Origin of the sequence: Chamaesiphon sp. OTE_75_metabat_556, from assembly GCF_031378165.1 — a bacterium.
GTDB lineage: Bacteria > Cyanobacteriota > Cyanobacteriia > Cyanobacteriales > Chamaesiphonaceae > Chamaesiphon.
The window spans coordinates 1-2,992 of the sequence record NZ_JANNDR010000199.1 but is presented as its reverse complement, the minus strand read 5'-3'; the positions used below and the strand labels follow the sequence as shown (position 1 = coordinate 2,992).

Below are 2,992 nucleotides of genomic sequence, written 5' to 3'. Positions count from 1 at the left end.
AATCGAAGTTGCATTAGATATATTCATTGGTAATCAAATAAAACAGAAACAAGACTCAATCATTTGAATTTAAAGTAATGTTTATATTCGATTTATTCACCTCCATCCGCCAACTAAAATTATGCCTTGCAAAACTCAGATTCTTTTACTCAGCCAACTTTTACTTGGATGTAGCCTGACATTCATGTCGATCGATCGGGCTACCGCCTCGGAACTTCCGTTAGTTTCTACTAAGGTTAGTTTGTCCGACCTAACTTTAGATAAATCTCCATCCACTACCAATCAGATCGCTCAAGGCAGTTCGGAGAAAACTCAACCTAAAAACTTTGATTTTGGACTTGGCATTCAGTTTGGTAACTCTACATCCTTTGGCATCGACGCTAAAATCGGTGTCGCTGAAAATTTCTCCCTCCGTCCTGCTGTCTATTTCGGTAGTCAACCAGGAGTAGAAAATAAGGCGATTCCTGCCAACGATCCGACGAATTCTAGCGGAGCTGAAATTAAAACTGGACGAGTCACCAACTCCAATACAGGCACATCTTTTGGGATTGCAGCTACCTATGATTTCAAAATCGACCCTGATGGCAAAACTTCTGTTTATATCGGCCCTAAAATAGCCTTTACTAGTGCTTCTGGCCCAGTAACATTAGATGGAGCTAAACAGAGCAACACGCCCAATAACATTTTTGACTTTAGTGAAACGAAGATCGGTCTGATTGTCGGAGCGGATATGGCGGTCACGAATGATTTGGAGATCGGTATTAACGCTGCCTACAATTTTTCTCGGAGCATTAGTACTTCGGGCAGTGGATTACAGGGTTTTCCGATAGGGGGTAGCCTGTTTCAGCCTGCTGGTACTTCCCTTGATTTTGGTATCCGCACTGCCTATCGGTTTTAGCTAAATTGTCAAAATAATTCGATCCCACAACTCACTTGAGATCTAATTTTCAAGACGAAATATTACTAATAACTTGCATAAAACAGCGGCATCTACCCAAAATCAATATAACAATCATTTCAGAGCTGCGGTGAAACTTAAATTATGGAAGGCATAAATATCTACCTCATTGGTATGAGCGGTTCGGGGAAAAGTACCGTCAGTCCCCGGTTGGCTGAGCATTTAGGTTATAGGTTTGTAGATACTGATACCGCTATCGAACAACTAGTCGGTCAAAGTGTCGCTGAAATATTTCAAACTAGTGGTGAACCTGAATTCCGTCAACTTGAAACCAAAGTACTTGCCGAAATTTCTGCCAACACGAGGCTAGTCGTCGCTACAGGCGGAGGTATGGCGATGAAACTAGACAACTGGAGTCATCTACATCAAGGCTTAGTTGTTTGGCTGAATGTATCCGTCGATGTCCTCGTCGAAAGACTAACAGGCGGGAACATTAGCCCCATCCTCAACACACCTGGGGATCTTCGGACTAAATTACAGCAAATCTTAGCAGAGCGTCGCGATCGATATGCCGAAGCCGACATACACATCCCCATTACCTCCAATCTGCCACCAACTGAAATCGTCGAGCAAATTATCGATCGATTAAATTCCATCTGAGCTAGCACTAACTCACGATCCACAGCGGCGAACGGAGGATAAATTTGTATCAGCGGGCGATCGAGAAACCCCACTGGATCTGTCACTGAATTATTTCAACATCAATAACAACACCACAAATTCGTAAACCCATGAACAGATCGATTCATTTCTCATTCGCAACGATCGTCTCGATCGCTACAATTGCAGGCTATATCTCGCTAACTCCCAATATTGCTCAATCTCAACAAGCAACGACTAAAACTTGCGATCGAGTTACTAAAGAAGGTTATCCTTTCCCTAGTACGACTGGCTATATTAAAGGCTATCAGATTAAAGCCAAGACTGGACTCTCAACCGTGACTATTGACAATTCTCAAGGTAATTCTGATGTGTTTATCAAGTTATTCACATTAAGTTCGGAACGACCCCAAACAATTCGAGCATTCTTGGTTAAGCAGGGTCAAGAATTTACAGTCGAAAATGTTACTCGCGGTACATATGATGTGCGCTATCGAAATCTTAGCACTTGCAGATTATTTCGCACTCAGAATTTTAAAGTAAAAGAAGAGAAAAAATCGGAGAGAATTCGGTCTTCTAGAATCACATTGACTATGTACGGAGTTCCTAGAGGAAACACACGCCACGTATCGATCCAAGAAGATGATTTTTAAAACTAAAAGACCTCAATCTTTAGTGGTATTAAGTGACAATTGTGCGTAAATCAACATCCATACTTATGAAAACTATATTTTCAATTTTTTCTACAATTTTGCTCTCCATAGGTATATTTCCAATCAGATCGCTAGCCATCGTCGATCGATCGCGAGCATATCCACCAGCGATCGATCGAACTCACGTCGCCCAAGTCAAAAATTCAGCACAGACTTACTTTGAAGAGGGTAATGCTAAATTACAAGCAGGGAATAACAAAGGTGCGATTTTAGATTACGATCGGGCGATCGCTCTCAATCCCAAATATGCTGAAGCTTACAATAATCGGGGTAATGCTAAATCTGCGCTGGAAAATCATCAGGGAGCAATTGCTGATTACGATCGAGCAATCGCGCTTAATCCTAAATTTACCGAAACTTATATTAATCGGGGTGGCACTAAAGCTACGCTTGGAGATAAACGGGGTGCAATTTCTGATATCAATCGAGCGATCTCTCTTAATCCTAAATCTGATAGGGCTTATGGTATTCGGGGTTTTCTCAAGTACCAAACAGGAAATAAAAAGACAGCGATTGCTGATTATGATCGGGCGATCGCTCTCAATCCTCAATATATAGAGATGTATATTAATCGGGGTGTTGCTAAATCCGATCTGAAAAATTATCAAGGTGCAATTATTGATTACGATCGAGCAATCGCTCTCAATACCAACTCTGCTGAGGCTTATACTAATCGAGGTGATGCCAAATTTAGACTGGGAGATAAACAAGGTGCAATCGC

Annotated in this window: 4 protein-coding genes; all 4 read left to right on the top strand. The window is 41.6% G+C overall.

Going from position 1 to position 2,992, the window contains the following annotated elements; all coding sequences use genetic code 11:
• Positions 1–121 precede the first annotated feature (121 nt).
• Entirely contained in the window at positions 122–898 is a 777-nt protein-coding gene (locus tag RMO27_RS08200) for an autotransporter outer membrane beta-barrel domain-containing protein (protein WP_309731178.1), read from the top strand.
• 144 nt (positions 899–1,042) lie between these two features.
• A complete protein-coding gene (locus RMO27_RS08195) occupies positions 1,043–1,558 on the top strand; it encodes a shikimate kinase (protein ID WP_309731176.1) in 516 nt (171 codons plus the stop codon).
• 131 nt (positions 1,559–1,689) lie between these two features.
• Positions 1,690–2,211, top strand: a complete 522-nt coding sequence (locus tag RMO27_RS08190; protein ID WP_309731173.1) for a hypothetical protein — start codon at positions 1,690–1,692, stop codon at positions 2,209–2,211.
• A gap of 65 nt (positions 2,212–2,276) precedes the next feature.
• Positions 2,277–2,992: tetratricopeptide repeat protein (locus RMO27_RS08185; protein WP_309731171.1), on the top strand; the 716-nt coding region annotated here is incomplete at its 3' end.